Below are 18,628 nucleotides of genomic sequence, written 5' to 3' on the forward strand. Positions count from 1 at the left end.
CTGATCGGACTACAACGTGGACATGCTTAAGAATCGGACGGCCGTCATAACCGGCGGTGCAAATGGCCTGGGACTGGCTACCGCGGTGGCATTCGCGCGTGAGGGGGCAAACGTAGTTATCGGCGACCTTGACGCCGAGCAGGCCGCCAAAGCAGCAGCGGGTCTGGGCATCGGCGCCCGGGCCGTGGGCATTGGATGCAACGTGACGTCTGCCGACGACGTCGATGCTCTGGCGCAGGCAGCACGTGCGAGCTTCGGCGGGCTTGACGTATGGGTCAACAATGCAGGGTTCACCCGCGATGCCACCATGCGAAAGATGTCTGAAGACGATTTTGACGCCGTCATTTCAGTCCACCTTAAAGGCGCCTGGCTGGGCACCCGTGCTGCTGCAGGTGTTATGCGCGACCAGCCGGGCGGAGGGTCAATCATCAATGTGTCTTCAATATCCGGCAAGGTTGGGAACCCTGGCCAGACCAACTACAGCTCGGCGAAGGCGGGCATTGTCGGCCTGACGAAAGCCGCTGCCAAGGAAGTCGGTTTCGCCAACGTCCGGGTAAACGCGGTCCAGCCAGGAATCATCCGCACCGCTTTGATCGATTCCATGAAGCCTGAAGTCCTCCAGGCCCGTCTGTCAGAGGTGCCTCTCGCACGCTTTGGCGAGCCCGAGGAAGTGGCCTCGGTCATCCTGTTCCTCGCCTGCGATCTGTCCAGTTACATGACGGGCACGGTGCTCGAGATCGCGGGCGGCCGGAACATTTGACACAAACTTCACGACTTCAACGAAAACAGAACAAGGAGCATTTTGAATCAGGCTTTTGTTTACGACGCCGTTCGCACGCCGTTCGGGAAGTTCGGCGCCGGCCTCGCGGCCGTGCGTCCGGATGACCTTGCCGCGCACGTGATCAGGGAATCCGTGAAGCGCGCCCCGGGGCTGGACCCCGAGCGGATCGATGAGGTCGTCTTTGGCAATGCCAACGGCGCCGGTGAGGAGAACCGCAATATCGCCCGGATGGGCACGCTGCTCGCCGGCCTGCCGGTCTCGATCCCCGGCACGTCCGTGAACCGGCTCTGCGGTTCCTCGCTGGATGCGGCGATCATCGCCTCGCGCCAGATCAACGCCGGCGATGCCGAGTTGATGCTGGTGGGTGGTGCCGAGTCGATGTCCCGCGCCCCCTGGGTGCTGCCGAAGACGGAGAAGCCGTACCCGGCCGGGGACATGACCCTGGCCTCCACCACGCTGGGCTGGCGCCTGGTGAACAAGGCCATGCCCAAGGAATGGACCATCTCCCTGGGTGAGGCCACCGAACGGCTCCGCGAGAAGTACGGCGTGACCCGCGAGGCGCAGGATGAGTTCGCCGCGAACTCGCACAACCTCTCCGCGGCCGCGTGGGATGAGGGTTTCTACGACAACCTGGTGACCCCGGTCCCGGGTACCGACCTGGTCCGCGACGAAGGCATCCGTGCCGGGTCCTCGGCGGAGAAGCTCGCGGGGCTGAAGACCGTGTTCCGGACCGAGAACGGCACCGTGACGGCCGGGAACGCCTCGCCGCTGTCCGACGGCGCCTCCGCGGCCTGGATTGGCTCCGAGAGTGCCGCCGGGCTGCTGGGGCTCGAACCGCTGGCCCGCATTGCCGGGCGCGGCGCGCACGGCAACGATCCGCAGTTCTTCGGGTACGCCCCGGTGGAGGCCGCGAACAAGGCCCTCGCGAAGGCGGGCATCAGCTGGGACCAGGTGGGCGCCGTCGAACTTAACGAGGCGTTCGCCGCGCAGTCCCTGGCCTGCATCAACGCCTGGGGCATCGACCCGGCAATTGTGAACCGGCACGGCGGTGCGATCGCCATGGGCCACCCGCTCGGCGCGTCCGGCACCCGGATCCTGGGCACCCTCGCCCGGTCCCTGCAGGCTTCCGGCGAACGCTGGGGCGTCGCCGCGATCTGCATCGGCGTGGGCCAGGGCCTCGCCGTCGTCCTCGAAAACGTCACCGCCTAAAGTCCCGATATAAGGCAAGGAAATACCCGGTTGGAAAGCTCCAGCCGGGTATTTTCTTCGAACGATGGGGCCGGGGATAGCCGCTGTGGCCCAGAACTTAAATGGCGATGGCCGTTGCATTCCCGGTGTCGGGGCTGCAACGGCCATCGGGGCCGGTCCAGGGTACGGAACTACGCCTTCGGTTCCTTCACTTGGTGAATCTCGATCATGTTGCCGGCCGGGTCCGTCAGGAAGATCTGGTGCCATCCTTCAACGGACCAGATGCCCCAGTCGTCGAACGGAATGTTATGTTCCGTCAGGCGGGCCTTGATTGCTTCAATATCGTCGGTGCGGAACGCGAAGTGGCCGCCGACGAGGGGATTTACCGAGTGCCCTTCCTGCAGGGCAAGGTACGCCTGGCGCCGGGTGGCGTGCACCTGCAGTTCTTCGGGGTCGCCGGCTTCGAAAAAGCGTGCGCCCTCTTCCCATTCAGCGTTTCCATCCGTGACTCCGGCGTCGGCAGCGTGGGTGGTCGCGATCATCTTGGGCGACGGCAGCAACGGCAGGCCGAGGGCGTCGCGATAGAAATCGCTGAGGGAATGCATGTCATCCGAAGTGACGTTCACGTGATGGAGGCGAAGATAAGCCATGGGAATTCCTTTCGTCGTTGTTCAAGTATCTGCTCCTGCCGCTTATGGCGTCCAATATTTATTAGGCGATCAGTTATGTAAATTCCGTATAAGTGGTCGCACGGCGACTGGCCTAGGTCGAGCAGATCGGTGACCCAACGTGGAGGGCCGCAACATCGTCATTGCCGCTGCGGTGGCCGCCGGCTGAGCGGACTGCTGTTGTTGCGCAGCCGGCGCCGGTCCCACAGGCTTGCCCTATACCGGGAGGGACTGGAGCAGTGGGTTCCGGCTCCCTCCGTAGGAGCGGGGCAGGCCCAGGACTTCGGTGGCCACGAAGGTCTTGATCATGTTGTTGTTGACCGGGGCCACCTGGAACTTGCGTTCGACGTCGTATTCGTCCACGAAGCCGTAGCCGCCGTGGGTGTCGAGGCAGGCGTTGGCGGCGGCCCAGCTGGCCTCGGAGGCGAGGTGCTTGGCCATGTTTGCTTCTGCGCCGCAGGGTTCGCCGGCGTCGAAGAGCCGGGCGGCTTCGTAGCGCATCATGTCCGCGGCGCGGACCTTCATGTAGGCGTCGGTGATGGGCAACTGCACGCCCTGGTTGGTGCCGATCTTGCGGCCGAACACTTTGCGGCTGTTGGCGTAGTCCACGCCGCGCGTGGTGAACCAGTAGCCGTCGCCGATTGCTTCGGAGGCGAGCAGGATGCGTTCGGCGTTCCAGCCGTCGATGACGTAGCGGAAGCCGTTGCCTACCTGGCCGATGACGGCTGATGCCGGGACGCCCATGCCGTGGTAGTGGATCTGGTTGGTGGCGTAGTTGAACATGGTGCGGACCTTGACCACTTCGAGGGTGTCAGGCTGTTCGGCCCGGACCTGGCGGAGGTCCACTAGAAACAGGGTCAGGCCGTGGGTCTTGTCGGTGCCTTTGCCTGCGGGCTTTTCGGAGGTGCGGGCGAGGACGAAGAGGAGGTCGGATTCGTCGATGCGGCTGGTCCAGCTCTTGTGGCCGGTGATGACGAAATCGTCGCCGTCGCGCACTGCTGCGGTTTCGATGCTGGTGGTGTCCGAGCCTGCCTTGTCCTCGGTGATGGAGAAGGCCTGCAGCCGCAACGTGCCGGCGGCGATCTGCGGCAGTACTCGTTCTTCTGGGCCGCGTTGCCGTGCCGCAGCAGAGCCCCCATGGTGTACATCTGCGCGTGGCATGCCGCTGAGTGGCCGCCGGACACAACAGAAGTACCCTGGGGGTCCTGCTCCTCATCGGGGGCGGTCTGACCCTGTCCGCCCAGTTCTTCACCAGCGGCCTCGGCACCTGGATCGGAAAGCAAATGGGTGGGCTGGGAGTCTTTCCGGCCATCATCCTGCTGGTCGCCGTCGCCGTCGTACTCATCCTGCTTACCGAGCTGACCAGCAACACCGCCACCGCAGCTGCCTTCCTGCCGGTCACGGGGGAGGTCACGGTGGGCGCCGCGGTGCACCCGTTACTGATGTCCCTCACAGTGGAGATGGCCGTCACCTGCACCTTTATGCTCCCGGTTGAGACGCCATCCAACGCGGTCGCCTACGCCACAGGCCAGCTCGGGATGCGGCACATGATCCGGGGCGGCGTCTGGCTTAACATAGTCGGCGCTGTCATCACAATCGGAATGCTCTACTCGTTCGCTCCGATGGTGTTCGGCGTATCACCGTAGCGTCCGAGGCCAAGACCCCTGCGGCCTCTATCTCTGTAGGTATCGGAGCGCTATCCAACGGATATTGGAAGTCTGCCCGCGAGCCTGAGCATGATGGGTCCAGCGGCTTAAGCCACATCACACGAGTGGGTGCAGGGAAACAATTCCGCGCCATCGACGCCACGGATGGCCCGGCCCCACCCCACTGTTCATCGAAGGAGATGACATGCAATCCACCACAGAATTGAATGCTGCACGGCGCAAGGCCGTAGCGGCGGCAGGCATCGGAAATTTTGTCGAATGGTTCGACTTCGCGCTCTACGCGCAGTTTGCCGTCATCATCGCCGCCCAGTTTTTCCCGTCGTCAAATCCCTCAGCGGCGCTGCTGTCCACCTTCGCGGTGTTCGCTGTCGGGTTCTTCGCACGGCCCATCGGGGGCATCATTTTTGGGCACTTCGGAGACAAACTGGGCCGCAAAGCCTCCCTGTCCGCCGCCGTCCTGCTGATGAGCGCCGCCACTATCGCCATCGGCTTGACGCCGAATTACGCGACGGTCGGTGTGGCGGCTCCAATCCTGCTGGTGGTCTGGAGGGTGCTACAGGGACTGTCTGCCGGCGGTGAGTACGCCGGCTCCAGCAGCTTTGTCATCGAATACGCACCCAAGGGCAGGCGCGCACTCTTCGCCAGCGTCAATCCCGTAGCCACAGCCCTGGGTACCGTCGGAGGTGCCGGCGTCGGCCTGCTGGTGACCGGCATTCTGGGCTCCGCCCAAGTCCAGGACTGGGGCTGGCGTATTCCTTTCCTCATCGCCGGACCGCTGGGCCTGGTGGGACTGTACCTGCGGTCACGGGTTGAAGAGACGCCGGAATTTGAGGCAGTACGCCGAGCTGGCATCAAGTCCGAGCACGCCCCGCTGGTGGAGGCCTTCAAAGTGGCCAAGGGTCGCATGCTGCTGCTGGTCGGCTGGGCGATCGTCAATGCGGTTGGGTTCTACCTGCTCAGCGGATACATGATCGCCTACATGACGCAACACGTGGGGCTGTCCCAGTCTGAGGCGTTGACCGCCTACATCGTTGCACTGCTGGTGTTCTCCGTCGCGAGCCCCCTCGCCGGACTGGCGACGGACAAATATGGTGCGCGGCCCGTCGCCCTGTTGACCGCGGCCGCGCTGGCCGTGGTGGTCCTGCCGGCCTTCGCGCTGGTGGGAGTCGGCACGCTGCTGTTCGCGATCCTGGGGCTGTCCCTCTACGCGGTGGTGGTGGGTGGCATTTCCACCCTGACCCCGCTGTTTATGGTGGACCTCTTTCCCACGCGCATCCGCTACACGGCCAGCGCCGTCGCCTACAACGTGGCCTACGCGGCGCTCGGCGGTACGGCACCCTACGTTGCAACATACCTCGTGGACCGCGCCGGAAACGGCGCAGCGCCCGGATACTACGTGCTGGTCATCGCTGTTATTGGCGTACTGGTGGCACTCTTCGGGCTGCGGACTGTCTACCGGCCAGGGCGTCGGGGAGTCGCCTCGCCTGCTGTTGCCGCGGCCGACGACGGCTCGAAGGTCAGCATTTAGGGTCCGGGTCTATTTGGGCAAAGGATATTGGAGCCCTACCAAATGGGTATTGGACGTCCAAGCAACGTTCTTGGCAGGATTAATTCACCAGACAAGAAACCAGGAAAGATTCAATGAAGAATTTACGAGAAGTAGTCATTTGCGACTCAGTTCGAACGCCTATTGGAAAAATGGGGGGTGCGCTGAAAAGCATTAGTGCCCTTGACCTTGGTGTTACGTTGGTAAAGTCCCTTTTGGAGAGGAATAAGCTCTCCGGGGAATTCATTGATGAAATCATTATTGGCCAGGGATATGGCTCTGCGGATGCGCCGGCCATCGGCCGGGCCATCGCCCAAGATGCCGGGTTGCCCGATTCCGTCGGCGGACTGCAGGTTGACCGGCGCTGCGGATCGGGCCTGCAGGCTATCCTGGACGCTGCCATGCAGATCCAGACCGGCGTCTCCGAACTGGTCGTTGCAGGCGGCGCGGAGTCAATGAGCGCTGCGCCCTTCTACAGCACCACGGCGCGCTGGGGTGCAGGGGCTGACGGTCTCGGGCTCAAGGACTCGCTCGTCCACGGCAGGATCCACGCCGGCGGCGTGTCCAAGCCCATTCAGGGCGGGATGATCGAGACCGCAGAGAACCTGCGGCGCGAGTATGGAATCTCCCGTGAGGACCAGGATGCCTTGGCGGCCCGCAGCCAGGAGCGGGCGCTCAAAGCCATCGCCGATGGAAGGTTTGACGACGAAATCGTCCCGGTGTCCGTACGCGGACGCAAAGGCGAGACCATAGTTGACCGCGACGAGCATCCGCGGGAGACCACGCTGGAAGCACTCTCACGACTGGAGCCGGTGCGGCGGCGGGTGGATCCGGATGCGACAGTGACCGCCGGCAACGCATCCGGACAAAACGATGCCGCTGCCCTATGCATCGTGACAACGCGGGGAATGGCTCACAGGCTCAACCTGCGGCCTGTAGCGTCACTAGTGTCCTGGGCCCGGACCGGTGTGGCGGGGGACGTCATGGGAATCGGCCCGGTCTCGGCCAGCCAGCTGGCACTGGACAGGGCAGGACTGACGCTTGCGGACATCGACGTCCTAGAACTCAACGAGGCTTTCGCGGCGCAGGTCCTGGCGTGCACCCGCTCCTTGGGACTGACCGACGCCGACCATGAGGAACGGATCAATGTCAACGGTTCAGGAATCTCCCTGGGGCACCCGGTAGGGGCTACCGGAGCGCGTATCCTCGCCAATCTTGTCCGTGAGATGGAACGCCGCAACGCCACCTACGGACTCGAAACTATGTGCATCGGCGGGGGCCAGGGGCTTGCCGCCGTCTTCCGGAACATCACCGCAGCCTGATTCGGCACCACCCGAACAAACCACCGTTACAACCAGATAATCAATCACCAAGGAGAATCACATGAAGTACATGGTCCAGATGACTGTTAACCCGCCCAAGGACATGGATCCGCAGGAGTGGCAGGAGATCCTGCGCCGGGAGAAGGAGTACGGCCAGGCGTTCATGAAGAACGGAAAGTTCCAGCACATCTGGCGGATTGTGGGCGAATTCGCCAACGTCAGCATTTTCGACGTCGAATCCAATGACGAGCTGCACACCATCCTCGCCGGATTCCCGCTCTTCCCCTACATGGACATGAACGTCACGGCCCTGGCCAAGCACCCCTCTGCCCTCAACTGATCTCAGCTGGGCTGTGCACCGCCGTCGGCGGGAACCCGATCGCCGGGTTCCCGCCGTCAGCGGTTAATCGGCCGGTGGTTTACGGTTCGACCACATTGGACTCCGCCAGCTGGACGGAAGCGAATTCGGTTTTGAGTGTCTCCATGACGCGGCCCAGGGTGCGGGACACCTTGTCGGTACGCCAGCCCAGCGCAGTGTGGATGGTGTCTTTACTGTCCCGTAGGGACTTGAACACAACGGAGTCCGGATGCAGGTTTTGCACGCCGGAGAGGGACACGCTGATCCCTACGCCGCCGCCCACCAGGGCCAGGATCGTATACGTGTCTTCTGCCTCCTGAATGATCCGTGGATTGAATCCGGCCTCCACGCACCGGCTGACCAGCAGGTCGCGCATCACCGAGCCCTGGTAGGCCTCGGGCGCCACGAAGTCTTCGTCCCGAAGGGACTCGAAGGAGACGTCGTCTTCGCTGGCGAGGGGGTGATCCTTGGGCACCACCGCCATGAGCGTGTGCTCAAGGATGGGGAGCGTGGAGATGCCCGCACGTTGCACGGGGAGGATCACGATGCCCAGATCCAGGTCTCCGTCCACCACACGGTCAAGCACGGTGGAGGAGTATGACTGCCTGCGGATCCGGATTTCAATGTTGGGATGGCGTTGGTGGACTGTCCTGATAATGCGGGGCAGGATGGCCCCGCCCAGCGCCCCAGAAAAGCCAATGGTGACAGTGCCCGTCTCACCGTCCGAGGCACGTTGTGCAGCAGCCGAAGCTTGGTCGGCCGCTTCAAGGACCTTCTTCGCCGGATCAATAAAAGCCTGACCTGCGTGGGTCAACCGGACGCCGCGCGAATGACGTTCGAACAGTTGGACCCCAAGGTCCCGTTCTAACTGATGAATCTGTTTGGTCAACGGCGGCTGGGCAATATGAAGCCGTTCCGCGGCACGGCCGAAATGCAGTTCCTGGGCCAGGACCAGAAAAGACCGTAGCAGACGAATTTCCATCAGTATTCCTTCATTAGATTGCTTCGATATTCATCCGGTATTGGACGCTCCACAACACCGGATGGAATTATTGTACCCAGACGATATTCAGTGAGGAGTGATCGTGCAGCAAGCGAAAACCATGACCATGGCCGAGGCCGTTTCTGCGTTTATTCGCAATGGTCAGTCAATTTCAATCGAAGGATTTACCCACCTTATTCCGGTGGCGGCCGCACACGAAATAATAAGGCAGGGGATCAGTGGCCTGACTGTGTACCGCATGACGGCGGACATCGTGGTGGACCAGCTTGTTGCCGCCGGCTGCGTGCAGAAACTCGTGTCTTCCTTCATTGGAAACAGTTCAGTGGGTTCCCTGCATGAGCTGCGCCGCAGGATAGAGGATGCTGATCCGGTGCCTTTGGAATACGTTGAGTACAGCCACGGCGGGATGATCTCCCGGTACCTGGCGGGGGCGAGCGGGCTGCCTTTTTATCCGATCCATTCCTACGCGGGCAGCGACATCAAGACGGTCAATGATGAGATCCGGGTGGTTGAATCGCCGTATGACGGGAGCAAAATCCACGTGGTTCCGCCCATCAAGCCCGATGTGACCATCATCCATGCCCAGCGCGCGGACGCCCGGGGCAACACCCAGATCTGGGGCCTCACCGGTATCCAGCAGGAGGCCGCATACGCCGCAGAGAACGTCATCGTTGTGGTCGAAGAGATCGTGGCCGACGAGGTTATCCGCTCGGACCCGAACCGTACGCTCCTTCCGGCCCATGCCGTCAGCGCCGTTGTCGAATGTCCCAAAGGCGCCCACCCTTCATTTGTCCAGGGGTACTACGACCGCGATGGCGACTTTTACCGGCAATGGAACTCCATCAGCAAGGAACCCGAACTGCTACAGCGCTGGCTAAAGGAATGGGTTTACGACCTGGAAGACCACGCTGCCTACGTGCGTAAGCAGGGCAGTGACTTCTGGGATGGACTCGAATCCCCGAACGTCCCCTCCCTCCCCGTGAGCTATGGAAGCAGGAAACTATGAGCGCCACAGCCATTGCCCCGGTTGACGCCGCACCCACTACGTCCGAACTGCTCGCCGTGATCGCCTCCCGCGAGCTGGCCCGGACCCGGACTGTGTTTGCCGGAATCGGGCTGCCCACCCTCGCAGTCTCCCTGGCACACATGACGTCGGCACCGGACATTGAGATCGTCTACGAAAGCGGAGTCTGCGGGGCGCACCCTGCAACGCTCCCAGAGACTGTTGCAGACTCCGTACTGATCACCGGCGCCGAAGCTGTCCTGGATATGACGTCGCTGTTCAACTACGTACTGCAGGGCGGCCACATCGACGTCGGTTTCCTGGGCGCCGCCCAGATCGACAAGTGGGGCAATCTAAACAGCTCAGTGATCGGGCCGTGGGACGAACCCAAGGTCCGGCTTCCCGGTTCGGGAGGAGCCATCGAGGTGATGGCCAACTCGAAGGAAGTCTTTGTGGTCATGCGCCGGCATGAGAAGCGTTCCCTGGTGGGCACCTTGGACTTCTGCACGTCTCCAGGCCCCGACCGTGCCGTGGCCGAAGGCTTCAAGCCCCGCGGTGCGGGAGTGACCAAAGTAATCACCGAACTCGGCATCCTCAGCCGCAGCGGACCCGGTGAGGAGCTTCAACTCACTGCCGTCCATCCGGGCGTGGATGTGGCCACCGTCGCCTCAGCGACCGGTTGGCAGCTCAAGATCGCTGACGATGTGCAAATTATTCCTGCGCCAACGGCCCAGGAACTCGAACTGCTCCGGACCAAAGTGGATCCGGACAAGATTTACCTGCGTTAGAAAGGGACAACATCATGCTGAACTACGAGGCCACAGGCAACCCCACCGGACCGGTTCTGTTCATGGGCAGCTCACTCGGTACAACGCTGCGGATGTGGGAAAATCTGCTCCCGGGCCTGGAGCCCCACTTCCGGATCATCCGGTTCGACGCCCGCGGACACGGCGGATCCGTTGACACCGAAACCGCGGCCGCGGGTAAGGTATCCACCCGCACTGTCGAAGAGCTGGCCAAGGATGTGGTGGACCTCGCCGATGAACTGAACATCGACGCCTTCCACTATGCAGGGCTGTCGCTGGGAGGGGCTATCGGCCAGGAGTTGGCCATCTCCTACCCGGGCCGGGTCCAAAGCCTCGTGCTCTGCTGCACCGCCGCCAAGTTCGGCGAACCCAAACCCTGGCAGGACCGCGCCGAACGTGTTCGTGCCGAAGGCATGGGTTGGCTTCGCCAGCCCACGGCAGACCGGTGGTTCACTGAGGGGTTTGCCGGGACAGACGATTTTGCCAAGGTGCTGCTTGAAGACCTGCTGGCGCTGTCCCCGGCAGGATACGCTAATGCGTGCGACGCCGTGTCAAGGTTCGACGCGTCCGACCGGCTGGACGAAATTACCATTCCGGTCCTGGTCATCGCCGGCGCCCAGGACCTCGCCACACCCCCTTCGGTGGTCAAGGCCATCGCGGATGGCATCTCCGGTGCGAAGTACCTCGAAATCGACGGCGCCGCCCACATTGCCAACGTGCAGCGCCCTGAGGCCTTCGTGAAGGCGATCACGGAATTCATCCAGGACTAGAAGCGGCCGCCATGAAGATCACTCGCGTCGAGACGATTCCATACTCCATTCCTTACACTCGCTCGCTGCATTTCGCCGTGGGTTCGGTGGCGGAGGCCGAACATGTCCTGCTTCGAATCCACACGGACGAAGGCCTGGTCGGCACAGCAGATGTGCCGCCCCGGCCCTACACCTATGGTGAGACGCAGGAATCGATTGTCAGCATCGTTCGGCGGATTTTTGCGCCAATCTTGACGGGGCGGGATCCCTTCGAACGCGAGTTCATCCATAAGGGCATGGAGCGCACTGTAGGGAACAACGCCACTAAAGGTGCTATCGACGTCGCCCTCTGGGATTTGATGGGCCAGTCCCTCGGAGTCAGTTGCCACCGCCTCCTGGGGGGCTACACCGACTCCATGCGGGTGTCCCATATGGTCGGAATCGGGACACCCGAAACCATGCTCGAGGATGCCTTGCGCGTGCATGAGGAGTACGGGATTACGGCGGTGAAGCTCAAAGTGGGGCGTAGCAGCATTGACGAGGACGTAGCCGCCGTCGGCGCGGTCCGTGAAGGGCTGGGTCCAGACTTCGAGATCGGGCTCGACGCCAACCACGGCTGGACGGCGAACCAGGCGATCGAGGCGATGGAACGGATGTCAGGTCTTGGGCTGACAGTACTGGAGGAGCCCTGCCCCGCCAGCGAGGTACTGGGCCGGCGGCGGATCGTGGCCCAGTCCAGGATTCCCGTAATCTCCGACGAGAGCACACCCACCCCTGGGGACGCCGCCCGGGAGCTGCTGGCCGGGGCATGCAGTGCCATCAACATCAAGATCACCCGGACGGGGTTCACCCAGTCTGCGCGGCTGGTGGGCCTTTGTGAAGGGCTGGGTGTGGACGTGCTGATCGGCAACCAGATCGATACCCAGCTGGGCACCCTGGCATCCGTCACTTTTGGCGCGGCCTTCGAGTCGACCTCGCGGCGGGCTGGGGAGCTGTCCAACTTCCTCGACATGTCAGATGACCTCCTGGCCGATCCGATCCGCATCGTGGAGGGCCGCATCTACGTGCGCGACGTCCCGGGAACAGGCCTGTTGATTGATGAGGACAAGCTCGAGAAGTACCGGCAAGACGGGCAGCGGTAGCGCGGCGCAGGTGCTGTGCGGAACGGGGTTGTCATGGAACCAATGAAGACATTGCGCCGACTCGGCGCTAGGGTCCGGTCCTTCAACGTTCAAGCCGCGGACCGGGACCGCGCCCGGCGGCAAGATACGCGGTGCTACACCTGCGGATGCTCCCGGGCGGAACTGCTGGTTGTGCCTGATGTCTTGGCTTATTCGGCATCGGCCTGTAACGAAAAGTGGCATAAAACCGAGTGAAGAGGTCCAGGACAAAGTGTCCTGGACCTCTTCACTTGTATGATCGGTCGCCCCTGCTTACGCTCCTCAGGTGGCGGTTCCGACACCGATGACGTCGAGGTTGTGCCCGATGATGAGCTGCCCGTCGAAACCGTTGCCGCAAGCCTCCCACACGTTGTCGGGTCTGTTGCCCGGAACCAGATGTGAGAGGACCAGTGTTTTGACGCCGGCCTCTTGGGCAATGGTTCCGACGTCCTCGATGAGTGGGTGCGCCTGGATCAGATGCTGGTACAGCCCCTCCTGAGCGTCAGTACGAGGCTCAGGGAAGAGGGACTGGGGCCAGGTTTTATCGATCACTTCGTGGACCAGTACATCGGCGTCCTTGGCCAGCTTGATCAGGTTTGGGGTCTTTCCAGTGTCACCGGATAAGACCACGGAGCCATCGTCTGCGTCAAAGCGGAAGGCCAGTGCCGGGAAAACGGGGGCATGGTTGTCCAAGGTTGCTGACACCCGCATATTCATCTTCGTAGGACGTGAAAGGGCTCATTTCCGGGCAAGGATCTGTATTTGGGCTTTTCGTGAACTCTGGGGGAACGGGTACGTCGAAGGCTTCCCATAGGTGGTTCGGATGAGGCTTGCGGTTGTCGAAAGCCTGTCATTGAAGTCAGTAGCGTAGGCCTGCACAGTGAGATCTGTCATTTCCCAGGTGCCAGGGGTCGGGTTTGCTGGACTGACAGGGGTGGGCGGGTATCCTGATCCGAACAAGGCAGGCACCTGGCCTCTGTTTCCCGGTCCCCAGATGGGTATTTTATTGACGGACTGAAGGCCGTTGTAGATGCCCTCGCTGAGAATGTTGTTCAGGTCCACGACATGGTCGGAGTGTAGATGCGTCAGGAATATTCCGGCCAACACATCCAAGGGTCCTTCGAAATCCTTGTCGTAGTTGGGGCCAAGTTTGGCCTTCCGTAACTGTCGCATGACCCCATGGCCTGCATCGATGAGATAGTAGCGGTCGCCCACCACAAGGGCGGAGGATATTCCTTCACGCGTCCCGCCGGGCCAGTAGGGCGGGCCACCCGGGGTGCCGAGAAGAACGAGCCGGGTGCGATGCCCCTCAGCTGAAGCGGGGCCAAACGCCCGGGAAGCTGATGACTTCTCTGAGCCAGTTTGAATGTTGCTGCCGTTTTGTCAATAAATTAGGAGTGCCTCCGCTCGTCAATGACGCGGAGGCACTCCTCACAGAGGAAAGGAGATGACTCGCGGACTTACTTGGTCTGACCTTCCTTGGCGAGAACGTAGTTGTAGACGCCTTCTTCGCCTACACCGCCGTCGGTACGTGGTTGTGGGTCGAGCATCAATTCGGGCTTAACCGCTGAAGCGATATCGTCCTCGTTGTGGGGGTCTCCGGGGAAGTACAGCTGCTGGATAACTGGCTGATAACCGGGGGCCGAGACCCTGAGGTGGATGTGCGCCGGGCGCCAGGCGTGCCAGCCGGCTGCAGCGATCAGTTCCCCGCAGGCGCCGTCGGTGGGGATCTGGTACGGCGCGGGCCTCATGGTGGCGATTTCGAAGTAGCCAGTTTCGTCCGCCATCACGGTCCCGCGGAATAGCCATTCGGGCAAGCCCGGAGCGTATTGCGAGTAGAACCCGGCTGCGTCTGCGTGCCAGATCTCCACTTGGGCGTTGCGGATTGGTTCACCGTCGGTGTTGGTGAAGTGTCCTTTGAACTGCAGCGGCGTGCCCTGCTCATCTTCGCGCATTTCCAGTGTCCCTGGGGTCTGGAGAACCGGGGAGTTAGGAACATAGAAGGGTCCTTCGATCGCTCCAACGGTGCCGGGGCGGTCTACTGAATTGACTTCCTCGACCGAATGCTCGAGCCACACGTCGAGGAACAACGGCCATTCCCCATCTGTACCGACCTTGATCAGCCAGGCTTTCAGGGCGTTGTACTCGTCGTAGGTCACCTGGTGTTTGTGGACGAGGTCATTGGCGGCCTTGATCATTTCCCCGGCCAGCAGGCTCACTCGCTCCTTGCTCGCAGTGCCCGGGGCAGATCGTTTGACGGATTGGGCGAAGCGCTCAGTTGCCTTGGTGCCGGCCTCGACGGCCGTGCCTTCGTCTTCAGTGCGGGTCTCGCTGGTGGTTTGCATCATGAACTCCAAATTCGTTCGATAGGACTGTCGTGATCGGGGGTGTTATTGCAGTCAGGGTCGTTGAGCTGTGCGGATGAAGTTACCGGCCCGCGGCATCTCGTTTCATGTACGCGTTGACGTCGTTGCTGTTGAACAGGTCGGGGACGGTCCAACCATCGAGGTCGTATTCGCTCATGCACTGCTCCACCATTCCGTGCATGGTGCTGGTGGCGCCGTTGTGCATGGCATTCATGAGCATCTCGACCCGGACGTTTTCATGGTTTCCGGAGTAATTGCGCTCATAGAGCTCGTGCCGGCCTCCAAACTCGGATCCGATGGCGTCCCAGAGCAGTTTCATGAGCTTGACCCGGTCGATCGCTTCGATGCCGTTGGAGCCGCGCACGTACTTGTCCAGGTAGGGACGAATAGTGGCGTTCTTGAAGTCCAATGCCCCGGAGGGCAAGTAGATCAAGCCGGACGCGACATCCTGCTCGATGATTTCCTTGATCCGCGCATAGCCTTGGCCCATGAACAGGCGGTAGGCCATTCCGTACTCCAGGTTAGGCAGCACCGATCCGTTGGGGCCCTGATCCGGATTGTGCATCATGCCATCTACAAGGGCCCAGAACATGTTGCGCCAGCCGATAACTTCGCCGGCCCGGGCCTGCACGCCCCGGAAGTCCTGCGTACCTGCAATCTCGAGTGCCTTCAGGAGCAGGCCGGCGATAAAGTCGAGCTTCACTGCCAACCGAATGCAGCCTTGGAAGACGGCGCGGTTCAGGAATCCGGTCTGTGGCATAAACCCATTCACCTGGTCCGGATCCCCATAGGCGAAGATGTTCTCCCAAGGCACCAGGACCTTGTCGAAGACGAAGACGGCATCGTTCTCGTCCATCCGCGAGGACAGCGGGTAGTCGAACGGGGTGCCTGTCACGGCGGCGTTCTGGGCGTAGGAGGTCCGCGAGATCAGCTTAACGCCCGGGGCATCCGTGGGAACCGTGCAGATGAGCGCGAATTCCTTCTTCTTGATGGGCAGTCCGTAATGGGACACAAAGTTGTACTGCGTGATGGCCGAGCCGGTGGCTACTACCTTGGCACCGGAGACAATGACGCCGTTGTCCGTTTCTTTCTCCACTCGCATGAACACGTCGGCCACCTGGTCCGGGGGAAGATGGCGGTCCACCGGCGGGTTGATGATGGCGTGGTTCCAGAACAGGACCTTTTCCTGCGATTCCTTGTACCACCGCTTGGCGTTCTCCTGATAGGGGGCGTAGAAGTCAGGCATGGCACCCAGGGTGCCCAGGAATGAGGCCTTGTAGTCGGGTGAGCGGCCCATCCAGCCATAGCTCATGCGGGCCCATGTCTCGATGGCAGTTTTGGCATCCTTCAGGTCGTCCACAGAATGCGGCACCTTGAAGAACGGGTGTGTCTGACCGCCGGATCCCGTGTCTGTGGGCACCAGCAGCTTTTTGGAGGTCTCAGGGTCGTGGAAACCGTCGTACATCCGGGCCACCATCCGCACGGAGTTTCGGAAGGCGGGGTGTGTGGTGACGTCGTCTACTCGGTCGCCGTGGATGTACACCTCACGGCCGTCCTTCAACGACTCGATGTATTCGTCACCTGTCATGGGCAGTTTCGGGTTAGCCGGCGTGATTCGTTCCGAATAACTGCCCTGCGAAACTGTCTCTTCGGTCTCGGGAATGGTGGTCATGGTTGCTCCTTTGATGTGGGTGGGGACACTGGGGCGATCATAAAAATCGCGTTCCGGTTTGTGGATCTGGTGCGGAGGTGCGCGGTTAGAAGGATTTGAACGACTTGGAGCCCTCGAACCAGCCTGTGGAAAGGCTGTCTCCGGAAGCGTCCCAGGGGCTGCCTCCTGAGAAATTCCCGACCTCCCGGAATTTTCCTGAGACGAACAGCAGGGGCTCGACGTCGTTGACCTCCATCGCGATCACCTCGCCGATGACGATCACGTGGTCGCCGCCGTCGTATATTCGCCACGGCTTGCATTCGATGGTCGCCGCGGTTCCGCACAGTACGGGCACGCCGTCTTCGGATCGCCATTGCGGGGCACCCTTCATTGGCTTGCCGGCGAAGTTAAGGCAGACGTCGAGTTGGTCTTCTGCCATGATGTTGATCGCGAACGGTTGGTCCTCCAGGTACTGGGAGGCCCTGTTTCCACGGATCAGCGTGACTTGGGCCAACGGCGGGTCCAGTGACACAGCGGTGAAGGCGTTGACGGTGGCGCCGTGGGGCTCTCCGTCCGGCGTATGGCAAGTGACCACGGTCACGCCCGTTGCAAATTTGCCGAATGCGTTGCGCAGTTCTCGGACGTCAATCGTCTGTGCCGGAAGCTCCGACGTGGTCTCGCTCATGAGTAATTTCTCCTCATACTGCCCGGTTCAAGCCGGAGCCTTGGAAGTGGTGGTGCCTGTCAAGCGTTGGCCGTCTCAGCGAGACTGAGAACGAACCGGTATTGAAGAGCTCGTCAGGCCGTTGCGAAATGCGGATCACCTGGGAGTGGTGCGCCGGAGCCATGTCAATGAGTGTCCTGTGTCACACAGCCAATTCCTAGATGCTGTCCCGCAGAGATAAGGGGATGTCCCATAGGGGCGATTCCGGTTGGGGAGGTGCTGCTCTCAGGCAGGGGCCGGACGCACGGCATCAATCAGAAGAGGTGCGAAATTTCCCGATTAGCGCTGGCGGGGCACACGACAGCTGAAGGGCCGGCAGGGAGGCAACAGGAACGTCCGCTCGTCGAGTCGGTGATGAATCATGGCGCCAGATGCGACTTGTGACTCTCGGGGCGAGGCCAGGGAACTGGCCCGAGCTGTGGCCGCTGGGCCGCGCTGGTCCACCATGGCTAACGCTCATCTTTGTGCGGCGGCCGCACTGGCGATTTCAGCCCCGGTTTGCGCGCTGCAGCTCCGAAGGAAGCGCCCCCATGCGGGCCTTGAACGTCCGGGCGAAATGCGAAGGTGATGCAAAGCCGCATCGACGTGCAATCTCGGCGATCGGCGTATACGGCTCAGAGCCCAGGAGGGCCTCCGCCGTCTGCAGTCGGTGGGAAACCAGGTAGTCTCCGAACGATATTCCTTGGGCAGCAAATAGGCGGGTGAGCTGGCGTTCGCTGATTCCCGCAGCCGCGGCGACCTGGGCCCGGTCCAGGGAGTGGTCGGTGAACCGGCGCTCAATCTCCTTCAGCGCTCGCTGATAAGCCGAACGAGGGTCGGTACCAGGGGTTTTGGTCAGCAACTGCTCCATCAGGGCGAAAGCCTCCTGCTCGCCTTGTTCGAGGCCCTCACCTTGCCGGGCGAGGACCGAATTAGCCAGTGAAGCCAGGCTGGCCGCGGCGGCGTCCTTGCCCGGGGCACCTGCAGCAGTCGCGAAATCGTAAATGACAGGCTCCCTCAGCGAACTTCCATGGGCCAGCCGCACATACTCTTCGCGCGGCACGGTTAGCACAAGCTCGTACACGCCTTGGGAGAATCCACGCAGGAACGGTCGATCCAAGTCGCAGAGCACTGCCTGGCCAGGCTTGAGCAGGATCATCCCCGTGGAGTGGTAGAAGAAGGCTTCGCCGCCTAGAGCGAAGAACATCGCCACATCGCCCGTGGGGTTTGTGGCGATGAATCGCTCTGAACGTTCAATGACTTGCGGAGAACCTTTCACGCGGGCGAGCCGCAGTGTCGGACAATGAAGGGTGATTTCCTCCGCCACCAGGGGAGTGCTATCAATCGTGCGTATATCCAGACCCATAAGCGTCGCGGCGTTGTAGGATGCCCAGTGCTCTAAGCGGTGACTCGCGGGAATCTGCGACGTGGAAAAGCTGAGCAAGGGTGAGCCGGGAATATGAGGCTTAGGCACAGCATTTCCCTCTCCAATGAAGGCTTAATCTGAAGCACTCGGCATCTCGCCGGGTGCTTAGCCCGATACGGCGGCGAGCAGCGAAGTGCCGTAGGTGATCTACGTCATAGTCTCAGCAATGTGAGTGGACATCCAATACGAATACGGTATGGGTTCGATATGGTCACAGGATGGAAGCATGCG

19 protein-coding genes are annotated in these 18,628 nt (G+C 61.7%); 10 read left to right on the forward strand and 9 right to left on the reverse strand.

Going from position 1 to position 18,628, the window contains the following annotated elements:
* The first annotated feature begins 22 nt into the window (after window positions 1-22).
* Together fabG and J2808_RS21135 are read left to right on the forward strand one after the other, a co-directional pair.
* Window positions 23-760 carry a 3-oxoacyl-ACP reductase FabG gene (fabG, locus tag J2808_RS21130; protein ID WP_309820625.1) on the forward strand — a complete coding sequence of 246 codons (738 nt, stop codon included), beginning with the start codon at window positions 23-25 and terminating at the stop codon, window positions 758-760.
* A gap of 42 nt (window positions 761-802) precedes the next feature.
* Window positions 803-1,990: a thiolase family protein gene (locus J2808_RS21135; RefSeq protein WP_309820627.1), complete on the forward strand. Its 1,188-nt coding sequence runs from the start codon at window positions 803-805 to the stop codon at window positions 1,988-1,990.
* A gap of 170 nt (window positions 1,991-2,160) precedes the next feature.
* Here the strand turns inward: J2808_RS21135 and J2808_RS21140 are convergent, their stop codons facing one another.
* Both J2808_RS21140 and J2808_RS21145 read right to left on the reverse strand, forming a co-directional pair.
* A complete protein-coding gene (locus J2808_RS21140) occupies window positions 2,161-2,619 on the reverse strand; it encodes a VOC family protein (protein WP_309820629.1) in 459 nt (152 codons plus the stop codon).
* Window positions 2,620-2,853: 234 nt separating this feature from the next.
* Window positions 2,854-3,798, reverse strand: a complete 945-nt coding sequence (locus J2808_RS21145; protein ID WP_309820631.1) for an acyl-CoA dehydrogenase family protein — start codon at window positions 3,796-3,798, stop codon at window positions 2,854-2,856.
* An 8-nt stretch (window positions 3,799-3,806) separates the two neighbouring features.
* Between J2808_RS21145 and J2808_RS21150 the strand changes: the two genes are divergently transcribed.
* From J2808_RS21150 to catC, 4 genes are all read left to right on the forward strand, one after another.
* A complete protein-coding gene (locus J2808_RS21150; protein ID WP_309820633.1) occupies window positions 3,807-4,283 on the forward strand; it encodes an SLC13 family permease in 477 nt (158 codons plus the stop codon).
* A 205-nt stretch (window positions 4,284-4,488) separates the two neighbouring features.
* Window positions 4,489-5,832, forward strand: a complete 1,344-nt coding sequence (locus tag J2808_RS21155) for an MFS transporter (protein WP_309820635.1) — start codon at window positions 4,489-4,491, stop codon at window positions 5,830-5,832.
* 113 nt (window positions 5,833-5,945) lie between these two features.
* Window positions 5,946-7,172, forward strand: a complete 1,227-nt coding sequence (locus tag J2808_RS21160) for an acetyl-CoA C-acetyltransferase (protein ID WP_309820637.1) — start codon at window positions 5,946-5,948, stop codon at window positions 7,170-7,172.
* Between the two features lie 61 nt (window positions 7,173-7,233).
* Window positions 7,234-7,512 carry a muconolactone Delta-isomerase gene (gene catC / locus J2808_RS21165; RefSeq protein ID WP_309820639.1) on the forward strand — a complete coding sequence of 93 codons (279 nt, stop codon included), beginning with the start codon at window positions 7,234-7,236 and terminating at the stop codon, window positions 7,510-7,512.
* Between the two features lie 79 nt (window positions 7,513-7,591).
* On the opposite strand, the gene J2808_RS21170 is transcribed toward catC, so the two are convergent.
* Window positions 7,592-8,512, reverse strand: a complete 921-nt coding sequence (locus J2808_RS21170) for a LysR family transcriptional regulator (protein ID WP_309820641.1) — start codon at window positions 8,510-8,512, stop codon at window positions 7,592-7,594.
* Window positions 8,513-8,615: 103 nt separating this feature from the next.
* Here J2808_RS21170 and J2808_RS21175 point away from each other — a divergent pair, with 103 nt between their 5' ends.
* The 4 genes from J2808_RS21175 to J2808_RS21190 are packed head-to-tail and all read left to right on the forward strand — an operon-like array spanning window position 8,616 to window position 12,233.
* Window positions 8,616-9,539, forward strand: a complete 924-nt coding sequence (locus J2808_RS21175; RefSeq protein ID WP_309820643.1) for a CoA transferase subunit A — start codon at window positions 8,616-8,618, stop codon at window positions 9,537-9,539.
* The gene (locus tag J2808_RS21180) at window positions 9,536-10,324 is read left to right on the forward strand and encodes a CoA-transferase subunit beta (protein ID WP_309820645.1); all 789 of its coding nucleotides are present in this window, start codon (window positions 9,536-9,538) and stop codon (window positions 10,322-10,324) included. Before J2808_RS21175 ends, J2808_RS21180 begins: the two co-directional genes overlap by 4 nt.
* A gap of 14 nt (window positions 10,325-10,338) precedes the next feature.
* A complete protein-coding gene (pcaD, locus tag J2808_RS21185) occupies window positions 10,339-11,112 on the forward strand; it encodes a 3-oxoadipate enol-lactonase (protein WP_309820647.1) in 774 nt (257 codons plus the stop codon).
* Window positions 11,113-11,123: 11 nt separating this feature from the next.
* A complete protein-coding gene (locus J2808_RS21190) occupies window positions 11,124-12,233 on the forward strand; it encodes a mandelate racemase/muconate lactonizing enzyme family protein (RefSeq protein ID WP_309820649.1) in 1,110 nt (369 codons plus the stop codon).
* 300 nt (window positions 12,234-12,533) lie between these two features.
* Here the strand turns inward: J2808_RS21190 and J2808_RS21195 are convergent, their stop codons facing one another.
* From J2808_RS21195 to J2808_RS21220, 6 genes are all read right to left on the reverse strand, one after another.
* The gene (locus J2808_RS21195) at window positions 12,534-12,956 is read right to left on the reverse strand and encodes an MBL fold metallo-hydrolase (protein ID WP_309820650.1); all 423 of its coding nucleotides are present in this window, start codon (window positions 12,954-12,956) and stop codon (window positions 12,534-12,536) included.
* Between the two features lie 33 nt (window positions 12,957-12,989).
* Window positions 12,990-13,619 carry an MBL fold metallo-hydrolase gene (locus J2808_RS21200; RefSeq protein WP_309820708.1) on the reverse strand — a complete coding sequence of 210 codons (630 nt, stop codon included), beginning with the start codon at window positions 13,617-13,619 and terminating at the stop codon, window positions 12,990-12,992.
* A gap of 92 nt (window positions 13,620-13,711) precedes the next feature.
* On the reverse strand, window positions 13,712-14,599 hold the full coding sequence (gene catA, locus J2808_RS21205; protein WP_309820652.1) for a catechol 1,2-dioxygenase: 888 nt from the start codon (window positions 14,597-14,599) through the stop codon (window positions 13,712-13,714).
* A 79-nt stretch (window positions 14,600-14,678) separates the two neighbouring features.
* Window positions 14,679-16,289: a 4-hydroxyphenylacetate 3-hydroxylase family protein gene (locus J2808_RS21210; RefSeq protein ID WP_309820654.1), complete on the reverse strand. Its 1,611-nt coding sequence runs from the start codon at window positions 16,287-16,289 to the stop codon at window positions 14,679-14,681.
* Between the two features lie 85 nt (window positions 16,290-16,374).
* Window positions 16,375-16,953, reverse strand: coding sequence for a flavin reductase family protein (locus J2808_RS21215; RefSeq protein WP_309820656.1), 579 nt, complete (start codon window positions 16,951-16,953; stop codon window positions 16,375-16,377).
* 526 nt (window positions 16,954-17,479) lie between these two features.
* On the reverse strand, window positions 17,480-18,445 hold the full coding sequence (locus J2808_RS21220) for an AraC family transcriptional regulator (protein WP_309820658.1): 966 nt from the start codon (window positions 18,443-18,445) through the stop codon (window positions 17,480-17,482).
* Window positions 18,446-18,628 lie beyond the last annotated feature (183 nt).

This window comes from Pseudarthrobacter sulfonivorans (genome assembly GCF_031454915.1).
GTDB classification, from domain to species: domain Bacteria; phylum Actinomycetota; class Actinomycetes; order Actinomycetales; family Micrococcaceae; genus Arthrobacter; species Arthrobacter sulfonivorans_C.

Coding starts and splice junctions, on each gene's coding strand:
- J2808_RS21155 (WP_309820635.1), top strand. CDS start 4,489: ATGCAATCCACCACAGAATTGAATGCTGCACGGCGCAAGGCCGTAGCG.
- catC (WP_309820639.1), top strand. CDS start 7,234: ATGAAGTACATGGTCCAGATGACTGTTAACCCGCCCAAGGACATGGAT.
- catA (WP_309820652.1), bottom strand. CDS start 14,599: ATGATGCAAACCACCAGCGAGACCCGCACTGAAGACGAAGGCACGGCC.
- fabG (WP_309820625.1), top strand. CDS start 23: ATGCTTAAGAATCGGACGGCCGTCATAACCGGCGGTGCAAATGGCCTG.
- J2808_RS21160 (WP_309820637.1), top strand. CDS start 5,946: ATGAAGAATTTACGAGAAGTAGTCATTTGCGACTCAGTTCGAACGCCT.
- J2808_RS21190 (WP_309820649.1), top strand. CDS start 11,124: ATGAAGATCACTCGCGTCGAGACGATTCCATACTCCATTCCTTACACT.
- J2808_RS21210 (WP_309820654.1), bottom strand. CDS start 16,289: ATGACCACCATTCCCGAGACCGAAGAGACAGTTTCGCAGGGCAGTTAT.
- pcaD (WP_309820647.1), top strand. CDS start 10,339: ATGCTGAACTACGAGGCCACAGGCAACCCCACCGGACCGGTTCTGTTC.
- J2808_RS21140 (WP_309820629.1), bottom strand. CDS start 2,619: ATGGCTTATCTTCGCCTCCATCACGTGAACGTCACTTCGGATGACATG.
- J2808_RS21170 (WP_309820641.1), bottom strand. CDS start 8,512: ATGGAAATTCGTCTGCTACGGTCTTTTCTGGTCCTGGCCCAGGAACTG.
- J2808_RS21215 (WP_309820656.1), bottom strand. CDS start 16,953: ATGAGCGAGACCACGTCGGAGCTTCCGGCACAGACGATTGACGTCCGA.
- J2808_RS21180 (WP_309820645.1), top strand. CDS start 9,536: ATGAGCGCCACAGCCATTGCCCCGGTTGACGCCGCACCCACTACGTCC.
- J2808_RS21145 (WP_309820631.1), bottom strand. CDS start 3,798: ATGCCACGCGCAGATGTACACCATGGGGGCTCTGCTGCGGCACGGCAA.